A 22,210-nucleotide genomic window follows, 5' to 3' on the forward strand; every position below is an offset into this window, starting at 1 on the left:
GCGGTCAGCCCCTTCGCAGGCGCAGGGTGAGGATCTGGAAGGGCCGCAGCGCGACGGCGACGGCGCCGTCGGTGATCTCCGCGTCCTGGAGCGGACGCTCCAGCAGGTCGGTGATCTGGGCGCCGGCGAGCGGGAACCCGGTGCGCAGGGTGCCGGTGGCCCGGCCGCCGCGGGACTCGTAGAGCCGTACGACGACATCGCCGGAGGCGTCGTCGGCGAGCTTGACCGCCTCCACGGTCACGCCCTCGCCCTCGGCCGAGACGACCGGCTCGGGGGCGCCGGCCGCGTCGGCCACCCGGAGCGGCAGGTTGAGGGAGTAGCCCTCGGCGACGGCGTCCTCGATGGTCGCGCCGGGCAGCAGCGCGTAGGTGAAGCGGTGGCGGCCCTGGTCGGCCTCGGGGTCCGGGATGCGCGGGGCGCGGACCAGGCTGAGGCGGACGGTGGTCGTGGTGCCGCCGTCGTCACGGACGGTGCGGGAGACGTCGTGGCCGTAGGTCGAGTCGTTGATGACGGCGACGCCGTAGCCGGGCTCGGCGAGGTGCACCCAGCGGTGGCCGGAGACCTCGAAGCGGGCCGACTCCCAGCTGGTGTTGGTGTGGGTGGGGCGCTGGATGTGGCCGAACTGGATCTCGGCGGAGGAGTGCGGGGCGCGGATGTCGACGGGGAAGGCCGCCTTGAGGATCTTCTCGGTCTCGTGCCAGTCGATGTCCGTCTCGATGTCGATGCGGGGGCTGCCGGCGCGGACGGTGATCGTCTGGGTGATCGTGGAACCGTTGCCGAAGGACCGCTCGACGCGGATCGCGCCGACCAGCGGGTCCTGCTCGACGACCGTGACGGACGAGGCGTCCAGGAGGTCCGTGTAGCGGTTCTTGTAGTGCTTGTCGATGTCCCAGGCGTCCCAGTAGTTGGGCAGGTCCGTGTGCAGGCGGAGCAGGTTGCCCGGCTCGGCGAGCACCTCGCGGCCGGCGCGCAGGTCACGGACCGAGGAGAGGGTGCCGTCCTCGGCCACCTGCACGCGGACCAGTCCGTTGTCGAGGACCAGGCCGTCCACCGCGACCGGCTGCGGGGGTGCGGTGTCGGCCAGGGGCGCGGAGCCGCTGGCGGGCACCTCCACGTACACCGGTGTGCCGTCGGCGGAGCGGACCACTTCGGCGCGGTCGTAAGGGCTGGTGTTGAAGGCGCGGGGCGCCCCGGCGCCCAGTGCGGCCACCGCCTCGGCGGTCAGGGCGTGCAGTTCCCGGGCGACGCGGGCGTACTCGGCCTCGGCCTCACGGTGCACCCAGGCGATGGAGGAGCCGGGCAGGATGTCGTGGAACTGGTGCAGCAGCACCGTCTTCCACAGCCGGTCCAGCTTCTCGTGCGGGTAGCTGTAGTCCGGCGCGTGCAGCGCGGCCGTGGTCGCCCAGAGTTCGGCCTCGCGCAGGAGGTGCTCGGAGCGGCGGTTGCCCTGCTTGGTGCGGGCCTGGGAGGTGTAGGTGGCGCGGTGCAGCTCCAGGTAGAGCTCGCCGACCCACACGGGCGCGTCCGGGTACTCCTCGCGGGCCTTGGCGAAGAACTCGTCGGGGTGTTCGACGACGACCTTCGCGGAGCCCTCCAGGTCGGCCAGCCGGCGGGCCCGTTCCATGATCTCGCGGGTGGGGCCGCCGCCGCCGTCGCCCCAGCCGAAGGGGGCCAGGGAGCGGGAGGCGCCGCCCTTCTCCGAGTAGTTGCGGACCGCGCGGGACATCTCCTCGCCGCTGAAGCGGGCGTTGTAGGTGTCGACCGGCGGGAAGTGGGTGAAGATGCGGGTGCCGTCGATGCCCTCCCACCAGAAGGTGTGGTGGGGGAACTTGTTGGTCTGGTTCCAGGAGATCTTCTGGGTGAGGAACCACTCGTTCCCGGCGAGCTTGGCGATCTGCGGATAGGCCGCGTTGTAGCCGAAGGAGTCCGGCAGCCACACGCCCTTGGTCTCGATGCCGAAGTGGTCCATGAAGAACCGCTTGCCGTGGACGAACTGGCGGGCGACGGCCTCGCCGCCGGGCAGGTTGCCGTCGGACTCGACCCACATGCCGCCGACGGGCGCCCACTGGCCGTTCTTGACCGACGCCTGGATGCGGGCCCAGACCTTGGGGTAGTTGTCGCGGACCCACTCGTACTGCTGGGCCTGGGAGCAGGCGAAGATGAAGTCGTCGTACTCGTCGGCGAGCGAGGTGACGTTCGAGAAGGTGCGGGAGGTCTTGCGCTTGGTCTCGCGGATGGGCCAGAGCCAGGCGGAGTCGATGTGGGCGTGGCCGACGCCGGAGATCGTGTGCGCGCTGGCGTGCGCGGGCCTGGACAGCGCCGGCTTCAGGGCCTCGCGGACCGCGGCGGCCGAGCCGGAGACGTCGTCCAGGTCGAGCAGGTCCATCGCCCGGTCGAGGGCGTGGGCGATCTCGTGACGGCGCGGGTCGTGCTCGCCGAGCTCCAGCATCAGCTCGCGCAGCACCTGCACGTCGAGGTCGAGGTGCCAGACCTCCTCGTCGAGGATGGCGATGTCGGCGGCGCGGAAGGTGTAGAGGGGCTTGTCGCCCGCGGTGAGCTTGTCGCCGAGGGGTGTTGTCTTCGAGAAGTTGTCCGCCAGGATGTCCGGGTTGGAGGCGGCCTCGACCAGGTAGTCGACGCTCTCGCCGCCCTGCGCGGGGTTGGCGATCGCCACGTACTGGTTGAGCGGGTTGACGGCCTTCAGCGGGGTGCCGTCCGTGAGGTGGACGAGGGCCTCGGCCTGGTTGCCGGGCCAGTCGCCGACGAAGCCGAGGTCGATGACGGCCTCGACGCGCCTGCCGGCCCACTCGGCGGGCACCTGCCCGCGCATGCGGAACCAGGTGGTGCCCCAGGGCGGGCCCCACGGGGTGCCCATCGAGAACGGCTCGTAGGACGCGGCGGCGGCCTCCTCGAACGGGACCGGCTCCCCCGGGGCCTGCCAGGCCTCCACCTCGAAGGGGACGGTGGCCGCGTAGACGGCGGTCTTGATGCGCTGGTCGTGAAGGCGCTGCACGCGCTCCTCGATGCGGCGGCTTTCGTCGTGCATGGGATGTCTCCAGGAAGCGGGAAGAGCGAGCAGGCGGGAAGCGGTGGGGGAAAGCGCTTACCGATCGGCGTTCACCTAAGGTACGCCAGCCCGGGGTGGACCTCGGTGTAGCCCTCGACCAGCCTGCGGGCCACGTTGACGGAGTCGACGAGCGGATGCAGGGCGAAGGCCTTCACGGCCGTCGCGCGGGAGCCGGAGTCGGCCGTGGCCAGCACCTCGCGCTCGACCGCCTTGACCGCGCAGACCAGGCCCGTGGCGTGGCCGGGCAGCGGGTCGACGGTGACGGGGTGGGCGCCGTTGGCGTCGACGAGGCAGGGGACCTCGATGACGGCCTCCGTGTCCAGGACCGACAGCGTGCGCCGATTGCGGACGTTGAGGATCAGGGTGGTGCGCTCGTCCCGGGCGATCGCCCGCATCAGGGCGAGGGCCACCTTCTCGTAGCCGCCGGACAGGTCGTCCTCGTCGCGTTCGCCGGCGCCCGCGGTCTCCCGGTTCTCGGCCATGTACGTGGCCTCGCGCTCGGCGCGGGTGCGGTCCCAGACCGTGAGGGCGGGGGCGTGCGGGTTCTTCATCTCGGCGTAGAAGCGGGCCTGCTGGTCGTGCAGGAAGGCGCCGCGGGTCTTCTCGGCCTGCTGGTAGGCCCGTACGGCCTCGCGGTTGAAGTAGTAGTAGTGCAGGTATTCGTTGGGGATCGCGCCGAGAGACTGGAGCCAGTCCGGGCCGAAGAGCTTGCCTTCCTCGAACGAGCCGAGCAGGTCGGGGTCGGCAAGCAGCCGCGGCAGTTCGTCACGGCCCGCGACGCGCAGGCCGCGCACCCAGCCGAGGTGGTTGAGGCCGACGTAGTCGATCCACGCCTCGCCCGGGTTCTCCACGCCGAGCACCCGGGCGATGCGGCGGCCGAGGCCGACCGGGGAGTCGCAGATGCCGATGACGCGGTCGCCGAGGTGGCGGGACATGGCCTCGGTGACCAGGCCGGCCGGGTTGGTGAAGTTGATGACCCAGGCGTCGGGGGCGAGCCGGGCCACCCGCCGCGCGATGTCGACGGCGACCGGGACGGTGCGCAGGCCGTAGGCGATGCCGCCCGCGCCCACCGTCTCCTGGCCCAGCACGCCCTCGGCCAGGGCCACACGTTCGTCGTTCGCGCGTCCCTCCAGGCCGCCGACGCGGATCGCGGAGAACACGAAGTCGGCGCCGCGCAGGGCCTCGTCGAGGTCGGTGGTGGCGCTCACCTCGGGGGCGTCGGGGACGTCGGCCGCCTGCTCGGCGAGGACACGTGTCACCGCCGAGAGCCGCCCGGCGTCCAGGTCGTGCAGGACGACACGGGTCACCCGGCCCTCGGCGTGGTCCCGGAGGAGTGCTCCGTACACCAGCGGCACGCGGAATCCTCCGCCGCCCAGAATCGTCAGCTTCACCGCGTTCCTCCGATTCGGCAGGCTGTGCGCGGCACGTCGTGAGAACCGGGCACGTGCCGCCTTCTTGAACTCGCTTCACGGCCCCGGGCCGGTTGCGGCCCGGCCGGTGTCGGGGGCGTGCGACCTTGCTGTTCACCGAAGGGCGGGGCCGCCTGGGCCGGGAGTCCGCCCGCTTCGGCCGGGAATGGGTTCACATCTGCACCTTTCCCACGACGACGACCTCGACGCCCGCCTCCTGAAAGGAGGCCCGCGTCGCCGCGTCGACGGGCTCGTTGGTCACCACCGCGTCCAGCTCCTCGGGCCCGCAGACCTTCGCCATGCCGTGCCCGGGGAACTTCGCCGCGTCGGCGAGCAGCACCACCTTCTCGCCGGCGTTGATCATGGCGCGCTTGACCGGCACTTCCACGACCGTCGTGTCCATGACCTGCCCGCCGGGCCGTACGCCGCTGGTGCCCAGGAAGAGCCAGTCGGCGTGCAGCTGGCGCAGGTTGTCCTCGGTGAGGAAGCCGACCAGGGAGCGGTACTCGCGGCGAACCATGCCGCCGAGCAGGACCAGCTCGATGCCCTCGTCGTCGGCGAGTTCCTCGTAGACCACCAGGTTGCTGGTGATCACGGTGAGCCGGCGGCCGTGCAGCTGCCGGGCCAGCCGGTAGGCCGTCGTCCCGATGTCCAGCAGCACCGACTCGCCGTCCTTGACCATCGCGGCGGCGCGTTCGGCTATGGCGTCCTTCTCGTTGACGCGCACCTCGGCGACCTCGGCGAAGGGCTGGTCGCCCTCCTCCACGACGGCGCCGCCGTGCACACGCGTGAGCAGTCCGTCTTCTTCCAGTTTGACCAGGTCACGCCTGATGGTGGCGGGACTCACCCCCAGTTGCTCCGAGAGGTCGGTCACGGCCGCGGGCCCGCCGGCGCGCAGGGCCCGCAGGATGAGTTGGTGTCGTCGTTCTGCCAGCACGGCCGGAACACTACTCGTCATCTTCAATCATTTCTATGCTCAGTTCTGCTCGGGTATTGACCAATCTCTCTGGGCGGCGCACGATTCCGGCCAGAGAAATGACGAGTTTTGACGATCTCCGTCGAAGCCGTGAGCGAGAGGACACATCCGTGGACGATGACCGGCCCGATGTGCTGCTGACGGGGCTGCTCTTCTACGACCTCGTCCTCACGGGCCTCGGCAAGCCGCCCACCCCGGGCGAGGAGATCTGGACCGGGGGCATGGGCTGCGGCCCGGGCGGCATCGCGAACCTCGCCGTGGCCGCCTCCCGCTTCGGCCTCAGGACCTCCCTGGCCACGGTGTTCGGCGACGACTTCTACGGCGCGCACTGCCGCGAGGTCCTGCGCGACCAGGAGGGCGTCGACCTCTCGCTCTCGCGTACCGCGGACGGCTGGCCGACCCCGGTCACCGTCTCCGTCGCGTACGGCCACGACCGGGCCCTGCTCACCCACGGACAGGAGCCGCCGTACTCGCAGGACGCGCTGATGGGCGACCCGCCCGACGCGCGGACCGCCCTGGTGCACCTCGAGGCCGAGCCACGCGAATGGCTCGCCAAGGCCGCCGCCAACGGCACGCAGATCTACGCCGACGTCGGCTGGGACCCCACCCAGGAGTGGCCGACGGCCCTGCTGGAGCAACTGTCCCTGTGCCACGCCTTCCTCCCGAACGAGACCGAGGCGATGGCCTACACCCGCACCGACAGCGCGGTGGCCGCGCTCGGCATCCTCTCCGAGCTGGTGCCGGTCGCCGTGGTGACGCGGGGCGGGGACGGCGCCCTCGCGGTCGACCAGATCACCGGCGAGTACGCCGAGGTCCCGGCCCTGGACACCGACGTCCTGGACGCGACGGGCGCCGGGGACGTCTTCGGCGCGAGCTTCGTGGCGGCCTCCCTCGGCGGCTGGCCGCTGGCGGAGCGGCTGCGGTTCGCGGTGCTCGCGGCCGGGCTGTCCGTCCGCCACCACGGCGGTGCCCTCGCGGCTCCCGGCTGGTACGGCGTCGCACGCTGGTGGCGCTCCCGGACCGACCCCGGACTGCGACGCGCCTACGGGTTCCTCGCCGACCGCATCCCGGCCGACCCCGGGCCGCCCCCGCACCACGCCCCCGTCACCCCGCCGAGCCCTCCCACCCCCTCCGGTCCCCACGCCTCCGGAACAGGGCGGCACCGACTCTCTCCCCCGCTCCCTTCCCCTCCCCCACTGCACCCCTCCGCACGTCGAACAGGAACAACAGGAGTGACCCGTGGACCTTTCTCGTAGAGGCTTCCTCCAGGCCGCCGCGCTGACCGCGGCCGCCTCCGGTCTGACCGCCGCCTGCGGCGGCGGCTCGGGATCGACCGGCGGCAAGAACGGCAAGAACCTCACCTTGTGGTACTGGGGAGGCGCACTCAGCGACAAGGTCGTCGCCGAGGCGAAGACGCACTTCAGCGGCCAGGTGAAGCTCACCGCCGCCTCCATAGGCGGCGACTTCAAGCAGAAGCTCACCACCACGCTCGCCGCCGGCGCCTCCGTGCCCGACATCACCGGCATCAAGGGCGAGGACATGGCGTCTTTCCTGCCCAACGCGGGCCGCTTCCTCGACCTGAACGACCTGGGCTTCAAGAAGATCGCGTCCCAGTACCTGGACTGGAAGACCAAGCTCGCCCGGACCGAGGACGGCAAGCAGATCGGCTTCCCGATCGACATCGGCCCCACCGCGCTCTTCTACCGGGCGGACCTCTTCGACAAGGCGGGGCTGCCCACCGACCCCGACAAGGTCGCCGCCCGGGCCGGAACCTGGGAGGAGTACTTCGCGCTCGGCACGGAGCTGCGCAGGAAGGTGCCGGGCACCTACCTGGTCAACAACATCGGCTCGGTCTTCACCATGGCGGTCGGGCAGGGCACCGAGCGGTTCATCGACAAGGACAACCACTTCATCGGCGACCAGGACCACATCCGCAAGGCGTGGACCACGGCGGTCCGCCCCTACACCCTCGGTCTCGACGCCAAGATCAACGACAACACCTGGAACGCCGCCGTCGGCAAGACCCTGACCACCGAACTCGGTGCCGCCTGGCACGCCCTGGACATCGAGCAGGCGGCCCCGAAGACCAAGGGCAAGTGGCGGGTCTGCGCGATGCCCGGCGGACCGGCCAACCAGGGCGGTTCCTACCTGGCCCTGCCCAGGCAGTGCCGGAACCCCGAAGAGGCGTTCAAGATCATCAGCTGGATCCTCAGCCCGGAGAACGACGCCCGCGGCTTCACCGACGCAGCGATCTTCCCCGCCGCACCGGCGGCCTACTCCATGCCGGCCATGACCGGCGGTGACCCGTTCTTCGGCGGACAGAAGATCATCGAGGTCTTCGGTCCGGCCGCCAAGGCCATCCCGTCCAGCTACGAGGCACCCGCCGACGCCGCCGTCATGGCGCCTTTCATGACCGAGCTGTCCAGCATCGAGGCCAAGGGCAAGAAGCCCGAGGACGCCTGGAAGGACGCGGTCGGTCAGGCCAAGCAGATCGCCCGCCGCCAGGGGGTGAACTGAGGTGTCCTCACCTCCGGTCACCGGTTCCGTCGCGGTGCCCCGGCACCACGGCGGACCCGGCCCGGCCCGCTTCCGCCCGCGGCGCACGCCGCCCGCCGGTGCCGTGCGGCCAGGGCGTCGCGGTGTGCTGTCCCACTGGCGGCAGTACCTCGCGATCTCGCCCTTCTTCCTGATCTTCGGCGTCTTCTCGTTCTTCCCGGTCTTCTACTCGCTGTACCTCGCCTTCCAGCGGTGGGACGGCCTGGGCAGCGTGCAGTTCGTGGGGCTGCAGCAGTTCCGCTTCCTGTGGGACGACCCGGTCTTCTGGCTGTCGATCCGCAACACCCTGGTGATCTGGGTGCTGTCCACCGTCCCCACGCTGTTCGGCGCCCTGGTGCTGGCGACGCTGCTGCACTCGGTGCGCCGCTTCAAGGGCTTCTACCGCATCGCCCTGTACGTACCGAACGTCACCTCGATCGTCGCCGTGTCGATCTTCTTCGGCGCGGTGTTCAGCAACAACTTCGGCCTGGTCAACGCGATCCTGGGCACGGTCGGGATCTCGCCCGTCCCATGGCTGAGCAATCCGTGGCTGATCAAGCTGGTCATCGCGCTGCTGATGACCTGGATGTGGACCGGCTACAACATGATCATCTACCTGGCCGGCCTCCAGGCCATCCCCACCCAGATCTACGAGGCGGCCAGGCTGGACGGCGCCGGGCCGATCCGCACGTTCTTCCAGATCACCATGCCGATCATGCGGCCGATCATCCTGTTCACCGTCATCATCTCGACCATCAACGGCCTGCAGAGCTTCAGCGAACCCCAGGTCCTGTTCGGCAGCAACGCCGCCAACCCGAACCTCGGCGGCCCAGGGCAAGCGGGCCTGACCACGCTGCTGTACTTCTACCAGTCGGCCTTCGTCAACAACGACTACGGTTACGGCGCGGCCATCGTGTGGGCCTTCTTCGTACTGATCATGGTGCTGGTCGTCGTCAACTGGCGTCTGGTCCAGCGCGGGAGGAAGTCATGACCGCAGTGGTCCCCAGGCGATCCCGGCGTCCCAAGGGCCTGACCGCGCACATCGTCCTCGTCCTGGCCGTGCTGGTCTCGGTCTTCCCGTTCGTGTGGACGATCGTCATGGCGACGAACACCACCGAGGACATCTACAAGAGCCCGCCGAAGCTGAGCTTCGGCTCCCACCTGCTGGAGAACGTCCGGCACGTGCTGGACACCATCGACTTCTTCGGGTCGATGCTGAACACGCTCGTCGTCGCGACCGTCACGACCGTCCTGGTCCTGTTCGTCGACTCCCTGGCCGCGTTCGTGTTCGCCAAGTTCGACTTCCCCGGCCGCAAGACGCTGTTCGCCCTGCTGGTGGGGTTCATGATGCTGCCGCTCCAGCTGGCCGTGCTCCCGCAGTTCATCCTCATGTCCGACATCGGCTGGGTCGGCACGCTCAAGGCGCTCGTCCTGCCCGCCCTCGCCAACGCCTTCGGCATCTTCTGGCTGCGCCAGTACATAGAGAACGGCGTGCCGGACGAACTCCTCGACGCCGCGCGCATCGACGGCGCGGGGTTCCTCCGCCAGTACTGGAACATCGTGCTGCCGATGATCAAGCCCGCGCTGTCCTTCCTCGCCATCTACGCCTTCGTAGGCGCCTGGAACGACTACATCTGGCCGCTGGTCGTGCTCAACGACCCCACCCACCTCACCCTCCAGGTGGCCCTGGCCCAGCTCCACGTCGGCCACACCACCGACTACAGCATGGTCATGGCCGGTGTCCTCATGGCGTCCGTGCCGCTGGTCGTGGTCTTCACGATCTTCGCCCGCGGGTTCATCGCGGGGGCCACGGAGGGGGCGGTGCAGGGGAGTTGAGGCGCACCGAAGGGTGGCGCCCCTTGAGGGGCGCGGGGAACCGCGCGACCAGCCACCGCGGGCGCGCAGCCAGGAACCGGCGGTCGGTCCCGAGCTCCTAGCAGTCACAGAGAAGGGCACCCCAGTGACGGACGTCAACACCGAGGCCCCACGCCCCAAGGTCCTCCTCGTCGGCATGGACGGCCTGCGCTACGACCGCCTGACCCGCTCGCCCGCCCACGCCCCGGTCCTGCACGCCCTGATGGCCACAGGCGCCGTCGGCACGAGCCTGCTGCCCTACGGCCGAGCGGACGACGAGCCCTCGACCGGCACGGCCTACACCGACTCCGGCCCCGGCTGGTCGAGCGTCCTCACCGGGGTGTGGCCCGACCGCCACGGGGTCACCGGCAACGATTTCAAAGGCGCCGACTACGCCCGCTACCCCGACTTCCTGACCCGCGCCGCCCGCGCCCGGCCCGGTCTGCGGACGGTGGCCGCGGTGTCCTGGCCGGCCCTGGTCCGCCGCGGCACCCTCGGCCGGACCATCGGTCGACGGGTGCGCCACAACGGCGAATCCAGGGGCTACGAGACCGCGGACCGCCGCGTCGCCCGCACCGCCCTGCGCTGGCTCACCACGTCCGACCCGGACGTGGTGTTCGTGTACTTCGGCGCCACCGACGAGGCCGGTCACGACACGGGCCCCCTCTCCCCCGCCTACGACCGGGCCCTCCTCGCCCAGGACGGCCACCTCGGGCGGCTGCTCGCGGCGATCGGCGCCCGGGCGTCGGACCCCGGCCGCGCCGAGGAGCACTGGACCGTGCTGGTCACCACGGACCACGGACACCTCGACTCCGGTGGCCACGGTGGTGACTCCCGCGCCGAGCGGGAGGTCTTCGTCGTCCTCGCCGAACCGGGCGGACCCGCCCGGCCCGCAGGCACCCGGCTCGACACACCCCGCCTCGTCGACATCGCCCCCACCGTCCTGGACCGTCTCGGCATCCCCGTGGACCCCGCCTGGGGTCTGCAGGGCCGTGTTCTGCCCGGGCCCACCGCACCGACTTCGGAATGGTCATGAACGACGCACCCCTCGATCCCCTGACAGCCCTGCGCCCCTGGGAGGCCCCCGAGGTGACCTCCTGGGGCCGGCTGCCGATGAACGCCGTCGACCGGCGCTCCGGAGCCGTCCCGCTCGACGGCGACTGGCGCTTCCAGCTGCTGCCCGCGCCGGACGCCCCGCTCGGGGAGGTCTGGTCGTCGTCGCACGTCCCCGGGGTGTGGACCATGCAGGGCACCCGCGACCTCCCGCAGTACCTGAACATCCGCATGCCGTTCGCCGAGTTCCCGCCGGACGTGCCCACCGCCAACCCGACCGGGGTGTACGAGCGTGGTGTGGACGTGCCGGCCGAGTGGGCCGGGCGGCGGATCGTCCTCCAGGTCGGGGCGGCCGAGAGCGTGCTGCTGGTGCATGTGGACGGGCTGCCCGTCGGGATCTCCAAGGACGCGCACCTGGCCGCCGAGTTCGACCTGACGGGCCTGGTGCGCCCCGGGGAGCGGGCCACCGTGCGCCTGACCGTGGTCAAGTGGTCGGACGCCTCGCACATCGAGGACCAGGACCAGTGGTGGCACGGCGGGATCACCCGCTCGGTGCTGCTGTACGCCGTCGACCCCCTGCATCTCGCGGACGTGACCGTGCGGGCCCGGCGAAACGGCGACCTGCTGGTGGAGTGCCGGGTGCGGGACGCGGGCGGGGCGCTGCCCGGGGGCTGGTACGTCAGCGGGGAGCTGGACGGGCAGCTGCTCGCGCAGGACACGGCGTTCGACCGGGCCAACGCCGAGGACGAGCGCGTCTCCGACTTCCTCGGGGAGGCACGGCTGCGTACCGCCGTACCGGACGTGCGCACCTGGACCGCCGAGACGCCCGAGTTGTACGGCCTGACCGTCCGCCTCCACCGCGCCGACGGCACGGTCGCCGACACCTCCCGGCACCGCGTCGGCTTCCGCGACGTCGAGATCGACGGCAGGGATCTGCTGGTCAACGGGGAGCGGGTGTTCATCCGCGGCGTCAACCGGCACGACTTCCACCCGCTGACCGGGCGGACGGTGACCTACGACGACATGCGCGCGGACCTCGTCCTGCTGAAGCGGTTCGGTTTCAACGCGATCCGCACCGCGCACTACCCGAACGACCCGGCGCTGTACGACCTGGCCGACGAGCTCGGCTTCTACGTGGTCGACGAGGCCGACATCGAGTCCCACGACCACGCGCACGAGATCGCCGACGACCCGCGCTACCTGGGCGCGTTCGTGGACCGGGTCGCGCGGATGGTGCTGCGGGACAAGAACCACCCGTCCGTGATCATCTGGTCGCTGGGCAACGAGTCCGACTACGGCGCGAACCACGACGCGGCGGCGGGGTGGGTGCGTCGGCACGACCCGACCCGGCCGGTGCAGTACGAGGGCGCGGCCAAGCGCGGCTGGGCCGATCCGGACCTGGCCTCGGACATCGCCTGCCCGATGTACGCCCCGCTGGAGGAGTGCCTCGCGCACGCCCTGTCCGGCACGCAGACCAAGCCGCTCGTCCAGTGCGAGTACTCGCACGCCATGGGCAACAGCAACGGCACGCTGGCGGACCATTGGGCGGCCATCGAGGCCACCCCGGGTCTTCAGGGCGGGTTCATCTGGGAGTTCTGGGACCACGGCATCCTCCAGCGTGTGAACGACGGCAGACCGGCCGGGCGTGGGGGCGCCGGGCTCTACGACAACGGTGTCGCCGCGCCCGGGCACCGCTGGGCGTACGGCGGCGACTTCGGCGAGACGGACCACGACGGCGCCTTCATCGCCGACGGGGTCGTCTTTCCCGACCGCACCCCCAAGCCGGTGATGTTCGAGCACCGCGAGATCGCCGCGCCGGTGCGGATCGAGGCCTTCCGGCACGAGGGCGTCGTCCTGGGCAACCACCAGCACTTCCGGGGCCTGGAGTGGCTGTCCGGCGAGTGGGAGCTGTCCCTCGCCGACGGCGACACCCTGACGGCGCCCGCTGAACTGCCCGCTCTGCGGCCCGGCGAGACGGCCGCGGTGCCGCTGCCGTTCGCGGTGCCGGAGGACGGCGGCGAGGCGTGGCTGACCCTGCGGGTCACGACGGCCGGGGACGAGCCGTGGGCACCGCGCGGCACGGTGGTGTGCCTGCCGCAGGTCCGGCTGCGGGCAGCGCTCCCGCCGGCGCACACCCGGGTCCCGGACGGCACGGTCGAGGTCGGCGAGGACGGACTGCTGGTCCATCCGCTGCTGACGGCCGCGCCCACCCTGTCGCTGTGGCGGGCGCCGACCGACAACGACGCACTGGGCGGCATGGCGGACCGCTGGCGGGACTGGGGGCTGGAGGCGCCCATCCGCGAGGTCGTCTCCGTACGGCGGTCTCCCGGCCGGGTCGCCGTGGTGTCCGACTACCGCTGCGCGGGCGGGACCGTCCGGCACGAGCAGGTGATCACGGCCGTGGACGGCGGGCTGATCGTCGACGAGAGCGCCGAACTGCCCGAGGCGCTGCACGACGTGGCCCGGGTGGGGACCGTGTTCGAGACGGTCGCCGGGCTGAACCTGCTGGAGTGGTTCGGGCAGGGCCCCTGGGAGTCGTATCCGGACCGGGCCGCGGGCGCGCCCGTCGGTCACCACCGCCTTCCGGTCGACGAGCTGTTCACGCCCTATCTGCGGCCGCAGGAGAGCGGCGGGCGGCACGGCGTACGGCGGTTCACGCTGTCCGCACCCGACGCCACCGGCCTCGCGGTGCGGCTGGACCGGGCCCGCCAGGTCTCCGTGACCCGGCATCGCGCGGCCGATCTCGCCGCCGTCGCGCACCATGACGAACTGGTGCCGCGGGCCGGGTGCGTGGTGCACATCGACGCGGCGCACCGCGGACTGGGCACGGCCTCCTGCGGGCCCGACACCTTCGCTTCCTACCTCGTCGCGGCAGGCGTCCACCGCTGGAGCTGGACCCTGCGCGTTCTCTGAGTTCCTCCCCTCTCAGTCACCTCATGGAGCACCCGTGTGCACTTCGCATGACCACGACCTGGGCGAGGCGCCCCAGGCCGGTGCCGGACGACGCGGTTTCCTTCGCGCGACGGCGCTGCTCGGCGCGACCGCGGCGGCGGTGACCGCGCTGCCCGCCGCCACCGCCCAGGCGGCGGCCTCGTCGTGGCGCCCCGACCCGCGCAGCCGCCGCTTCACGCTCGCGGTGATGCCGGACACGCAGTACCTCTTCGACGGGCCGAGCATCGACAAGGCGCCGGTCGAGGCCTCGCTGCGCTACCTGCTGGAGCACGGCCGGGAGGAGAACATCGTCTTCCTGTCCCACCTCGGTGACCTCACGCAGAACGGCGCGAAGGAGGAGTTCGCCGCGATAGGTGAGGCGTTCCGGCTGCTGGACCGGCGGGGCGTCGGCTACAGCGTCCTGGCCGGCAACCACGACGTGAAGTCGTCGACGACCGACCAGCGCGGCAGCACCCCGTACCTGGACGCCTTCGGGCCGCGGCGGTTCGAGGAGCAGCGGACGTTCGGCGGGGCCTCCCCGGACGGCTACAACTCCTTCCACCGGTTCGAGGCGGGCGGCCGGGAGTGGCTGGTGCTCGCCCTGGACTGGCGGCTGTCGCCGCAGGGTTACGCGTGGGCCAAGGGCGTACTGGCGAAGCACCCGAAGACGCCGGTGATCCTCACGACGCACGAACTGGTCGTCGAGGACGACACGTTGTCGGACTACGGGCAGCAGCTGTGGGACCAGCTGATCGAGGACCACGACCAGATCTTCCTGGCCCTGGGCGGGCACTACTGGCCCGCCGCCCGCGCGACCCGGAAGAACGCGGCCGGGCACGACGTCCATCTGCATCTGACGAACTACCAGAACCGCTACTTCGGCGGCGCGGCGATGATCCGCCTCTACCGGTTCGACCTGGACCGCGGCGTGATCGACGTGGAGACGCTCTCGCCGTGGATCCTGGGCCGGGCGGCGAAGGGGCTCAACGAGCTGGAGCGGCAGGAGATGGAGCTGAGCGGCGACGCCGACCGCTTCTCCGTCGAGATCGACTTCCAGAAACGCTTCTCCGGCTTCGCGCCCGTACCCGCACGGCCGGCTCGGCCCGTCTCGACGATGCTGCTGCCGGGCACGGTGGCGTACTGGCGTTTCGAGAAGCCCGTGGACGGGAGGGTCCGCGACCTGTCCGGGCGGGGCAACGACCTCTCCCCGGTCACCGTCGGCGGCGGCGCGCTGGGCTGGTCGGCCGACCACCACCCCGACCAGCCGGGCCACGGCAGCCTGGAGTTCCAGGGCTTCAAGTCCCCGTTGAAGGGCGCGTATCTGAGGACGGTCGACGGCGCCCCGCTCAACGCGGCGACGTTCGGGGACGGTTACACCATCGAGGCGTTCTACCGGCTGCCCGCCGACTGGGACCCGGACCACAACGCCTGGTCGGGTCTGGTCTCCCGCACGGGCACGGGCGGCGCCGCCGGAAAGACCGCCGACGACCCGGACGAGCCGCTGGCCACACTGTCCCTGTCCAACGACCGTGAGCCGCAGTGGGCGATGCGGCCGCTCGACCAGCAGGGCATCGCCACCAACTGGGGCCAGGAGACGCCGCTGGAGACCTGGTGGCACCTCGCGGTCGTCAACGACGGCAGGCACACCACGCTCTACGTCGAGGGCTGCCCGGTGCTCCGCAACCCGAAAGCGCCCTCCGTCGGGATCACCTCGGTGGGAGGGCCGTGGCTGCTGGGCGGCTACACCTACGCCGACAAGATCGACCAGATCTTCCACGGCCGCCTCGGCGACGTCCGGATCGCCGCCCGGGCACTGCCCGTCTCGTCCTTCATGACTCACTGACTGGGATCACCATGACCGAGCAGCAGCTCCCCTCCTGGGCGGACCCCTCCGTCTCCCCCGCCGACCTCGACGCCCAGGGCGTGTCGCGGCGTGGACTCCTGCGCCGCGCGGGCCTGTTCGGCGCCGCGTTCGCCCTCGGGTCCGCCGCCACCCCCGCTTTCGCCTCCGCCGAGAAGCGGGGCTTCGGCGGCGAGGACCCGCGCCTGGCCTACCTGGTCGGCGACCACCATGTGCACTCCGTCTACAGCCACGATGCCAAGTACACGTTCTCCCAGCTGGCACGGGCAGGCGCCGAGTACGGCCTGGACTGGATGGTGTTCAACGAGCACTCCAACTTCGGGCACGCGTACTACGGGGCCGAGTTGGAGCACGCCGAGATCGTCAAGGCGCGTGCCCGGAACCCGCGCCAGCTGATCTTCCAGGGCCTGGAGTGGTACATCCCGGCCGCCGAGCACTGCACGGTCTTCGCGGCCCCCGGCCCCCACGAGACCGATCTGCTCACGCAGTTCGAGCTGGCCTACGACGGCAAGCTGCTCGGCTACACCGAGGGCTCCGCCGGTGCGGCCGACACCGCCCGCAACGAGGCGCACGCGGTCAGGGCGATCGAGTGGCTCGCGCAGCAACGCCGTTCGGGATATGTCGACGACGTCCTCGTCATCGCCAACCACCCGCTGCGCCTCGGCATCGACTCGCCGCACGAGATGCGCGCCTGGCGGGATGCGGCCCCCGAGATCATGATCGGCATGGAGGGCGCGCCGGGCGCCCAGGGCGCGGCGCTCCCCGGCTGGCGGGGCAGCACGTCCATTCGCGGCGAGTACGAGAACAAGCCCTCGGCGCAGTCCTGGCCGGGGTATCCGCCCGAGGCGTACGTGACGTACGGCGGCTTCGACTGGGCTACCGCGACGGTCGGCGGGCTGTGGGACTCGATGCTGGCCGAGGGCAGCCTGTACTCGGTCACCACCAACTCCGACAACCACCGCACGGTCTTCGACACCTGGAAGAACGGCGACTGGCCGGCCGGGCAGAACTTCGACAACACCGGCAGGCTCCCCGACCCGGTGAACACCGACACCCCGCAGCCCGGCAGCGACTTCTGGCCGGGCGAGTTCAGCCGCACCCACGTCGGGGTGACCCGCTACGGCTACCGGTCGGTGATGGCGGGCCTGCGCGCGGGCCGTGTCTGGCTGGACCACGGGCACCTGCTCGACGGGCTCGACGTCCGGCTGAAGCGGGACTGCGACGCCGGGCGCGGTGTCACGCTGGGCGGCAGGCTGCGGGTCCGCAAGGGTGAGCGGATCACGCTGTACGTCACCGTCACAAGCGCCTCCCGGCCCAACCCCCAGGGGATCCTGCCCGAGTTGGCGCACGTGGACGTGATCCGGGGCGCGGTGCGCGGTCCGGTGGCCGACCGGGACAGCTGGCGGGCGCCGGACACCAGGGTCGTACAGACGAAGGACGTGGCCGGCCGCAAGGGGACGTACACGCTGCGCATCCCCCTCACCGCCGGGGACGAGTCCTTCTACGTCCGGCTGCGCGGCAGTGACGGCAACCGCCATGGCGCGGGGTACCTCGGTGCCTCCGTCGACCCGAACGGGCCGATCCCGCACGAGCCCGGGAACGGTGACCCGTGGGCGGACACGTGGTTCTATTCCAACCCCGTGTTCGTCGATGTCGGGGGTTCCTGACTCCGGGTCCCAGCAGGTCACGGAGTGATCCGGCGGAGGTACGGTGGGCCGCGTGACCGGTGAAGAGTCGCTGCGGCCCCAGTCCCTCATGCTGACGTTCCTGGGCGACCAGGTGCTCGGCCGCGACGTGTGCGTGTACTCGGGCAGCGTCATCGACGTGTTCGCCCGCGCCGGGATCGGCGAGCAGGCCACGCGCTCCACGCTGAGCCGCATGGTGGGCCGTGACCTGCTGCGCCGGCAGCGCGAGGGCCGCCGCATGTACTTCGGGCTGACCGAACGCTCGGAGGCGGTGCTGCGCGACGGCGAGCAGCGCATCTGGCAGACGGGCGCCGTCAACCGGCACTGGGACGGCACCTGGACGCTGCTCGGCTTCTCCCTGCCGGAGTCCTGGCAGCGCCGGCGCCACGACCTGCGTTCCCAGCTGACCTGGAGCGGTTTCGGCCCGCTGTTCAACGGCCTGTGGATCGCCCCCGGCGAGGTCGACGTGTCGGCCCTGGTGGCCGAGCTCGGCCTGTCCGCCCATGTGAAGGTGTTCCGGGCGCACGCGGACACCGGCACGGACATCGGCCAGATGATCGAGGAGACCTGGGAGCTGTCCGACCTGGCCGGGCACTACCAGGGGTTCGTGGGGCGCTGGCAGCCCTGGGAGGACGCCCTGCCGGACGCCGGCGACGCCCTCGTGCTGCGCCTGCGCCTGCAGACGGAGTGGCTGCAGATCGTCCGGCGCGACCCACGGCTGCCCGTCGGGCACCTTCCGGACGACTGGCCGGCGGAACAGGCCGAGAAGACGTTCCGGACCGTGCACGAACGGCTCTCACCGCTCGCCCACGAGGCCTCGGAACGCCTTCTGGACCTGGTGCCGGCGCGGCCTCAGGCGTAGAACCGCGACAGGCTCTGCAGCACCGCGGCCGGCTTGGTGGCGCCCTCGATCTCGATGGCACCCTCGACGGTGATCTGCACACCGCCCGGCACCTCCTCGACCTCGGCGAGCTTCGCCGTCAGGCGGATGCGGGAGCCGACCTTGACCGGTGAGGGGAAACGCACCTTGTTGAGGCCGTAGTTGACCTTCGTCGTCACGCCCTGGACGTCCAGCAGCTCGGTGAACAGGGGGATGAAGAGGGAGAGCGTGAGGTAGCCGTGCGCGATGGGGGCGCCGAAGGGGCCCTCCTTCGCGCGCTCGGGGTCCACGTGGATCCACTGGTGGTCGCCCGTGGCGTCGGCGAAGGTGTCGATGCGCTCCTGCGTCACCTCGATCCAGTCGCTGGTGCCGAGGTCGCTGCCGGCGAGCTTCTTGAGTTCGTCGAGGCCGTTGACGGTGATGCTCATGCGGATCCTTAACTCTTGCCGTAGCGGGTACGGACGCGGGACTTGAGGAGCTTTCCGGAGGCGGTGCGCGGGAGTTCGTCCGCGAGGACCACCGACTTCGGGATCTTGTACTTGGCGAGGCTGCCCGCGAGGGAGGCGAGCACCTCGTCGGGGTCGAGGGCGGCGCCCTCGCGGGGCACGACGACCGCGCGGGGCACCTCGCCCCACTTGTCGTCCGGCACCCCGATCACCGCGCACTCGACGATGTCGGGGTGGGCGAGGAGCCGGTCCTCGATCTCGGCGGGGTAGATGTTCTCGCCGCCCGAGATGATCATGTCCTTGATGCGGTCGACGATGTGGACGTAGCCGTCCTCGTCGACCTGGGCGGCGTCCCCGCTGCGGAACCAGCCGTCCGCGAAGGAGGCGGCCGTCTCCTCGGGCAGCCCCCAGTAGCCGGGCATGACGTGCGGGCCGCGCACCACGACCTCGCCCACCTCGCCGGTGGCGACCGGCGACAGGTCCGGCCGTACGACGCGGACGTCGCTGAAGAAGTGCGGCACGCCCGCGGATCCCGCCTTGGCGACGGCGTGTTCGGCGTCGATGAAGAGCGTGCCGGGAGCGGCCTCGGTCATGCCGTAGCCCTGGAGGAAGGTCAGGCCGCGCTCCTGGTACGCCTCGATCAGCGGGGTGGGGACCGGGGAGCCGCCGCAGGTGAGGATGCGCAGCGAGGAGAGGTCCGCGTCCGGCCAGCGCGGGTGGCGGGCCACCTGGTCGAACATCGTCGGCACGCCGAACATGAAGGTGATGCGGTGGCGTTCGACGAGGTCGAGGGTGGCGTCCGCGTCGAAGGCGTCGACCAGGACGCAGGTGCCGCCCTTGAGCAGGACCGGCAGGGTCAGCATGTTCAGGCCCGCCGTGTGGAACAGCGGGGCGGAGACCAGGGCGCGTTCGTCGGCGATCAGGTCGGTGTCGACGAGGACGTTGACCGCGTTCCAGGTGAGGTTGCCGTGGGTGAGCATGGCGCCCTTGGGGCGGCCGGTCGTGCCCGAGGTGTACATGATGATGCAGGTGTCGTCGGCGCCGACCGGTTCGTCGATCGGCTCCGCGGGCGCCTCGGCGACGGCCGCCTCGTACTCGCCGCCGACCTCCAGGTAGACGCGGACGTCCGTGCTGCCGGGCAGGCCGGCGACCAGACCGGCGTAGGACGGGCCGTAGACGAGGGCCCGGGCGCCGGAGTCGGCGAGCTGGTAGGCGATCTCGGGGCCGGCGAGGCGGATGTTGAGCGGGACGAAGACCGCGCCGAGCGTGCCGGCCGCGAACAGCGTCTCCAGGTAGGAGGGGTGGTTCGGGCCGAGGTAGGCGATGCGGTCGCCGCGGCGCACGCCCCGGGCGCGCAGGGCGTGGGCCAGTCGGGTGGTGCGGGTGTGGAGGGCGCCGTAGTCGGTGGCCGACTCGCCGTGGATCAGGGCGGTGCGGTGCGGGGTCTTGCGGGCCCGGCGTGCGGGCCATGACCCCAGTCCCTCGTTGCGCATGTCACGCCCCTTACGGTTTCGTCAGCCCGAGCAGGCGGGCCGCGTTCTCCTTGAGGATCTTCGGCCGGACCTCGTCCTTGATCGTCAGCTTGCCGAAGTCGGCGAGCCAGCGGTCGGGGGTGAGGACGGGGAAGTCGGAACCGAAGAGCACCTTGTCCTTCAGCAGCGTGTTCGCGTACTGCACGAGCTGCGGCGGGAAGTACTTCGGCGACCAGCCGGACAGGTCGATGTGCACGCCCGGCTTGTGCGTCGCGACGGCCAGGGCCTCGTCCTGCCAGGGGAAGGACGGGTGCGCCAGGATGATCTTCAGGTGCGGGAAGTCGGCCGCCACGTCGTCCACGTGGAGGGGGTTGGAGTACTTCAGCCTGATCCCGCCCCCGCCGGGGACTCCGGCGCCGATGCCCGTCTGGCCGGTGTGGAAGAGGGCGATGGCGCCGGTCTCCTCGATCACCTCGTACAGGTCGTACGCCACCGCGCGGTCGTTGGGGAAGAAGCCCTGGATGCTGGGGTGGAACTTGAAGCCCTTCACCCCGTACTCCTCGACCAGGCGGCGGGCCTGCTTCACTCCCGCCTTCCCCCGGAAGGGGTCGACGGAGGCGAAGGGGATGAGGACGTCGGCGTTGGCGGCGGCCGCCTCGGCGACCTCCTCGTTGGGGACGGGCGGGGTGCCGGTCGCGGACTCGGCGTCGACCGTGAAGATCACGGCGGCCATGTTCCGCTCGCGGTAGTACGCGGCCGTCTCCTCCAGGGTGGGCTTTCGCTTGCCCTCGACCTTGAAGTACGCCGAGGAGGCGTCGTGCAGGTCCTCGTCGAGGGAGGAGTGGCCCTTGGAGGAGACCTCGGCGTGGGTGTGGACGTCGATCGCGACCAGGTCGTCGACGTTCATCGAGCGGTCCATCACGCCTCCGGGAACTTCGGCGCCGGGATGCCGACCGACTGGGGCTCGGCACCGACCGAGGTGGGCCAGGCGTCGGCCAGCGTGTCGGGGGTCCAGCCGCCGTCGGCGTAGGCCGCCCTGATCTCCTGCGGATGCGACCAGAGTGCCACCTTGTCGCCGCCGATGCCGATGGCCTGGCCGGTGACGCCCCGGGCGGCCTCGGAGGCGAGGAACGGGACGAGGGCGGCGCAGTCCTCGGGGGTGCCGAAGCCCTCCCCCTTGCGCAGGAAGTCCGGGAGCGGCTCGCCGCTCCTCATGGCCTCGATGTACGGGGCGAAGGCCGGGATGGTCTCGGTCATCGCGGTGGCCGCGACCGGCACGATCGCGTTGACCGTGATGCCGGCGCGGCCCAGCTCCATCGACCAGGTACGGGCCATCGCCGCGATGCCGGCCTTGGCCGCGGCGTAGTTCGTCTGGCCGAAGTTGCCGCGCTGGCCGGCCGGGGAGCCGACCAGGATCAGCGAGCCGCCCTCGCCCTGCTCGCGCATCCGCACAGCGGCGGCGCGGGCGCAGGTGAAGGTGCCCTTGAGGTGGGTGGTGATCACCGCGTCGAAGTCCTCGTCGGTCATCTTCCACAGGACCTTGTCGCGCAGGATGCCCGCGTTGGTGACGAGCACGTCGAGCCGGCCGAACTCCTCGACCGCGCGGTTCACCAGCCGCTCGGCGGCCTCGGAGGTGCCGACCGGGACGACCTCGGCGACGGCCCTGCCGCCCGCTTCCACGATGGACTTCACGGCCGCCTCGGCCACCGCCTCGTCGACGTCGTTGACGACCACGGACGCGCCGTGGGCGGCCAGGGCGTGGGCATAGGCGAGGCCGAGGCCGCGACCGCTGCCGGTGACGACGGCGACCTTGCCGGAGAGATCGATGCTGGGCACGAGCGGGTCCCTTCACGCGGTTTCACTGCGCGTCACACGGATTCGACGCGGGTCACACGGGTTCGACTGCGAGATCGAAGCTAAGAGCAATAATTGTTGACGTCAATAGTTGTTGCCGACCTGTGGGTGCGGGATGCTGGAATCAGCAGGAAGCAGCACCGAGCACAGGGAGCCCGCCATCACACGCGAGAACGTCACCGCGAAG

General features: G+C 71.2%; 16 protein-coding genes. 9 read left to right on the plus strand and 7 right to left on the minus strand.

What is annotated here, in order from left to right; translation table 11 throughout:
* Window positions 1-4: 4 nt before the first annotated feature.
* The 3 genes from IE153_RS03440 to IE153_RS03450 all read right to left on the minus strand — a co-directional run bounded on the left by IE153_RS03440 (window position 5) and on the right by IE153_RS03450 (window position 5,413).
* Window positions 5-3,046, minus strand: coding sequence for an alpha-mannosidase (locus IE153_RS03440; protein WP_189588263.1), 3,042 nt, complete (start codon window positions 3,044-3,046; stop codon window positions 5-7).
* A 71-nt stretch (window positions 3,047-3,117) separates the two neighbouring features.
* Window positions 3,118-4,458 carry a 6-phospho-beta-glucosidase gene (locus IE153_RS03445; RefSeq protein ID WP_189588264.1) on the minus strand — a complete coding sequence of 447 codons (1,341 nt, stop codon included), beginning with the start codon at window positions 4,456-4,458 and terminating at the stop codon, window positions 3,118-3,120.
* A 190-nt stretch (window positions 4,459-4,648) separates the two neighbouring features.
* Window positions 4,649-5,413, minus strand: a complete 765-nt coding sequence (locus tag IE153_RS03450) for a DeoR/GlpR family DNA-binding transcription regulator (RefSeq protein WP_189588543.1) — start codon at window positions 5,411-5,413, stop codon at window positions 4,649-4,651.
* A 149-nt stretch (window positions 5,414-5,562) separates the two neighbouring features.
* Between IE153_RS03450 and IE153_RS03455 the strand changes: the two genes are divergently transcribed.
* From IE153_RS03455 to IE153_RS03495, 9 genes are all read left to right on the plus strand, one after another.
* Complete coding sequence (locus IE153_RS03455; RefSeq protein ID WP_189588265.1) at window positions 5,563-6,708, plus strand: carbohydrate kinase family protein; 1,146 nt, start codon at window positions 5,563-5,565, stop codon at window positions 6,706-6,708.
* On the plus strand, window positions 6,692-7,969 hold the full coding sequence (locus IE153_RS03460) for an ABC transporter substrate-binding protein (protein WP_189588266.1): 1,278 nt from the start codon (window positions 6,692-6,694) through the stop codon (window positions 7,967-7,969). The genes IE153_RS03455 and IE153_RS03460 overlap by 17 nt, the downstream gene beginning before the upstream one ends.
* Before the next feature lie 124 nt (window positions 7,970-8,093).
* Entirely contained in the window at window positions 8,094-8,978 is an 885-nt protein-coding gene (locus IE153_RS03465; protein WP_031111123.1) for a carbohydrate ABC transporter permease, read from the plus strand.
* A complete protein-coding gene (locus IE153_RS03470) occupies window positions 8,975-9,823 on the plus strand; it encodes a carbohydrate ABC transporter permease (protein ID WP_189588267.1) in 849 nt (282 codons plus the stop codon). Before IE153_RS03465 ends, IE153_RS03470 begins: the two co-directional genes overlap by 4 nt.
* Window positions 9,824-9,998: 175 nt before the next feature.
* Complete coding sequence (locus IE153_RS03475) at window positions 9,999-10,877, plus strand: alkaline phosphatase family protein (protein WP_189588544.1); 879 nt, start codon at window positions 9,999-10,001, stop codon at window positions 10,875-10,877.
* On the plus strand, window positions 10,874-13,807 hold the full coding sequence (locus tag IE153_RS03480; protein ID WP_189588268.1) for a glycoside hydrolase family 2 TIM barrel-domain containing protein: 2,934 nt from the start codon (window positions 10,874-10,876) through the stop codon (window positions 13,805-13,807). Before IE153_RS03475 ends, IE153_RS03480 begins: the two co-directional genes overlap by 4 nt.
* 34 nt (window positions 13,808-13,841) lie before the next feature.
* Entirely contained in the window at window positions 13,842-15,668 is a 1,827-nt protein-coding gene (locus tag IE153_RS03485; RefSeq protein WP_189588269.1) for a LamG-like jellyroll fold domain-containing protein, read from the plus strand.
* Window positions 15,669-15,679: 11 nt separating this feature from the next.
* Complete coding sequence (locus IE153_RS03490) at window positions 15,680-17,353, plus strand: histidinol-phosphatase (RefSeq protein ID WP_189588270.1); 1,674 nt, start codon at window positions 15,680-15,682, stop codon at window positions 17,351-17,353.
* A gap of 52 nt (window positions 17,354-17,405) precedes the next feature.
* Window positions 17,406-18,233, plus strand: a complete 828-nt coding sequence (locus IE153_RS03495) for a PaaX family transcriptional regulator (protein WP_189588271.1) — start codon at window positions 17,406-17,408, stop codon at window positions 18,231-18,233.
* On the opposite strand, the gene IE153_RS03500 is transcribed toward IE153_RS03495, so the two are convergent.
* The 4 genes from IE153_RS03500 to IE153_RS03515 are packed head-to-tail and all read right to left on the minus strand — an operon-like array spanning window position 18,224 to window position 22,005.
* Window positions 18,224-18,679: a MaoC family dehydratase gene (locus tag IE153_RS03500; protein ID WP_189588272.1), complete on the minus strand. Its 456-nt coding sequence runs from the start codon at window positions 18,677-18,679 to the stop codon at window positions 18,224-18,226. The two genes, IE153_RS03495 and IE153_RS03500, sit on opposite strands and share 10 nt — an antisense overlap.
* 8 nt (window positions 18,680-18,687) lie before the next feature.
* A complete protein-coding gene (locus IE153_RS03505) occupies window positions 18,688-20,190 on the minus strand; it encodes an acyl-CoA synthetase (RefSeq protein ID WP_189588273.1) in 1,503 nt (500 codons plus the stop codon).
* Window positions 20,191-20,200: 10 nt separating this feature from the next.
* Window positions 20,201-21,076 (minus strand): amidohydrolase family protein, encoded by an 876-nt coding sequence (locus IE153_RS03510; protein WP_189588545.1) that lies wholly within the window; start codon window positions 21,074-21,076, stop codon window positions 20,201-20,203.
* A gap of 11 nt (window positions 21,077-21,087) precedes the next feature.
* A complete protein-coding gene (locus IE153_RS03515; protein WP_189588274.1) occupies window positions 21,088-22,005 on the minus strand; it encodes an SDR family NAD(P)-dependent oxidoreductase in 918 nt (305 codons plus the stop codon).
* Window positions 22,006-22,210: the final 205 nt, after the last annotated feature.

This window comes from Streptomyces massasporeus (assembly GCF_014648995.1).
Lineage (GTDB): Bacteria > Actinomycetota > Actinomycetes > Streptomycetales > Streptomycetaceae > Streptomyces > Streptomyces massasporeus.

Bases quoted from the DNA above. Each gene is read 5' to 3' on its own strand.
- IE153_RS03440 (WP_189588263.1), bottom strand. From the start codon at position 3,046: ATGCACGACGAAAGCCGCCGCATCGAGGAGCGCGTGCAGCGCCTTCAC.
- IE153_RS03470 (WP_189588267.1), top strand. From the start codon at position 8,975: ATGACCGCAGTGGTCCCCAGGCGATCCCGGCGTCCCAAGGGCCTGACC.
- IE153_RS03475 (WP_189588544.1), top strand. From the start codon at position 9,999: ATGGACGGCCTGCGCTACGACCGCCTGACCCGCTCGCCCGCCCACGCC.
- IE153_RS03480 (WP_189588268.1), top strand. From the start codon at position 10,874: ATGAACGACGCACCCCTCGATCCCCTGACAGCCCTGCGCCCCTGGGAG.
- IE153_RS03490 (WP_189588270.1), top strand. From the start codon at position 15,680: ATGACCGAGCAGCAGCTCCCCTCCTGGGCGGACCCCTCCGTCTCCCCC.
- IE153_RS03500 (WP_189588272.1), bottom strand. From the start codon at position 18,679: ATGAGCATCACCGTCAACGGCCTCGACGAACTCAAGAAGCTCGCCGGC.
- IE153_RS03505 (WP_189588273.1), bottom strand. From the start codon at position 20,190: ATGCGCAACGAGGGACTGGGGTCATGGCCCGCACGCCGGGCCCGCAAG.
- IE153_RS03510 (WP_189588545.1), bottom strand. From the start codon at position 21,076: ATGAACGTCGACGACCTGGTCGCGATCGACGTCCACACCCACGCCGAG.